The sequence below is a fragment of the Armatimonas sp. genome, from assembly GCF_043760365.1.
Taxonomy (GTDB): Bacteria; Armatimonadota; Armatimonadia; order Armatimonadales; family Armatimonadaceae; genus Armatimonas.
Genome location: NZ_JAYUPA010000053.1, coordinates 1 through 2,410 on the forward strand (window position 1 = coordinate 1; position 2,410 = coordinate 2,410).

Here is a 2,410-nt window from a genome sequence, read left to right on the forward strand (position 1 = left end):
TCGAAATCCCCGAGTTTGCCGGGCTAAAATATAAAGACTCGTTTGCGCCGAAGTCCGTTTTCCGGCGCTGGACGGTTCAAATCCGCGACGAAATTGTGACGGCGGAGCTGCCCGGAATTTTCCCGCAAAGCGACCAGCACCGGCACTTGCCGCCCAAAGAGTGGCATGCCTTATTAGAAAACGAAAGCGATGTGATGGTGCTAGACACGCGCAACGACTATGAGACACGTATTGGGAAGTTTAGAGGCGCGTTAGACCCTAATATCACCAAATTCTCTGAGTTTGCCCACTATATTGACGGCAATCCACTGCCCAAAGACAAGACCATTCTGATCTACTGCACGGGCGGGATTCGCTGCGAAAAAGCGATTCTCACGCTGGAGGAAAAAGGCTATGAGAATGTCTATCAGCTCGATGGTGGGATTTTAAACTACTTCGCCGAGTTCCCAGACGGCGGTGCCTTCGACGGTGAGTGCTTTCTATTCGATCACCGCGTGGCCGTGGATAGCAAACTTCAGCCCAGTCAGAAATACGGCCTCTGCCCGCACTGTGGTGACCCCGCCACCGAGAATTTTGACTGCGCCTACTGCAAACGTAAGGGGCAGGTCTGCGTGAAATGCCACAATAACGCGCAGGTTGGCCAGGCATGCACGAAGAACTGCGCGTATCACCTCAAGCGCCTGGCGAGCGTGGCATGATGCGTCAACCGATCCAGGTCACTGCGCCGCCGGAGAGCTTTTTTGCGAACTTTCGTGAGGCAGATCGAGACGCGGCGCGAAGGTTCTATAAAAAGCATCTGAGTCTGAACGGACTCCATATCGCTGCGGGAGGCGTCGTGGACGATGCGGCGCTTCTGAGAACCCACTACCTCGTCGCCCATCTCCTCGCCGGACGGCCCGATGTGCTGGAAAAGATGGCAACCGTCGGAACCCGGCTGATCATTATCGGCAAAGATCAGGTCTACACCGAGATGCCCGAGTACCGCAACGCTCCTAATCCCGCCTACCTGAACGAGCGCGTTCGGGGGACGGGTGGCCTCGATGTGACCAGCTTCGGTGAGGAAAACTTGCTGAGCTTGCCGCTAGACCGCTACGACGACGAGAGTATCGCCGTCCATGAGTTTTGCCACACGATAGATGCGGCGCTGAGTCGGCTGGACCCAAGCTGGCGCGGACGGCTGCGGCAGACCTACCAAAACGCCCTTGCCAAGGGCCTCTGGAAAAACACCTACGCCATGTCGAATCCTGGCGAGTACTGGGGGGAGATCGCGCAGAGCTACTTTGACTGCAACCGGGTCAATAACTGGAACCACGGGCCGATTGGCACCCGTGAGCAGCTCCAAAAATACGACCCCGACGGCTACGCACTGGTGCACGCGGCCTTCAAGCTTAACAAATCCAACGACTGGCGCTACACCTCCGTCCGCCAGCAGCCCTCCGTGATCCCGCCGCCTGCCCACTATAAAATTCCGCCGGTCTTTACGAAATTTACCCTCGCACGCGAGTTCCCCGTGGTGGGCCATTCTCGCACCAGCGACAAAGCACTTCTTAAAGCCAACGACACGATCCGCAAGCTCTTCGCCTACCGCCACGATATTCTCAAGGCCCTGATAGGCGACGGCTACTACCTCGCCGTTCTGCCCAAAGGCGCAAACGCACCTGGCACCGACACCAAGTGCCTCCCTGTCACTGAGGCCGACCTCGCCGCCACGGTTGCCGTCTTTGCCCATGCGATTGCCACTGTGGTTGGCACGCGCCCGGTTGATCCGGCCTTTGAGCAGCGCCGCGACAAGCAGCAGTACGAGCTTCGGGTAAAGCGCCTCGATACTGCCTCGTTCGACGCGCGCCTCAAAGCACTCCACGGCGAGCAGCGGCTAGAGAGATGGGTGGTAAGTGTGGAAGCGTACTTTGATGTACGCTGCCCCGGTAGCCGCGAGCAGCTTAAGGCGAGCGACCCACCGCTTTTCGTCCTAATCGAGGAAACCTTCGCCTACACGGACCACCCCGACTGGCGGTATAAGTAGCCTCCCCCTGCCGCTGAGACGGCTTTCCCCCTCCGGCAATCGCTCGTCCCTCGCTGCGAAGGGGGAGAGGCGCTTGCCTTGATAGTGGCGCTACCATTTATGCGTCCGAATGTCAGACCGCAGGGCGCGGAAGAAGGGGGAGGACACGCCGTAACCGGACTACTTCCTCACGATTCAGGCGGAGCCGTGCAACTGTGGCGCGGCCTGTCGTCGTGATGCCGATCATCTCCGTCTGGTCAGAGTTCCAGGTGAAATGGTCTTCCCAGCGATCCTGGCGCGGGTGAAAGAGGGGAGCGAGCTGGCCCGTTGTCGGGTCGGGCGCTTCGATACCATCGTACTTTGCGCCGTTGCACCCGCCACAACAATACGCCCGGTTCTCCAGCCCAT

At 58.9% G+C, this 2,410-nt stretch carries 2 protein-coding genes and 1 pseudogene; 2 read left to right on the forward strand and 1 reads right to left on the reverse strand.

The annotated features are described in order from the left end of the window. Positions 1 to 698, forward strand: a 698-nt coding sequence (locus ACH2EH_RS01265) for a rhodanese-like domain-containing protein (protein WP_395138041.1), incomplete at its 5' end; no start/stop codon positions are given. Next, a complete protein-coding gene (locus tag ACH2EH_RS01270) occupies positions 695 to 2,023 on the forward strand; it encodes a hypothetical protein (RefSeq protein ID WP_395138043.1) in 1,329 nt (442 codons plus the stop codon). The genes ACH2EH_RS01265 and ACH2EH_RS01270, both read left to right, overlap by 4 nt. Before the next feature lie 112 nt (positions 2,024 to 2,135). On the opposite strand, the pseudogene ACH2EH_RS01275 reads toward ACH2EH_RS01270, so the two are convergent. Further along, positions 2,136 to 2,410 (reverse strand): annotated as a pseudogene (locus tag ACH2EH_RS01275) (HNH endonuclease); the annotation flags it as partial.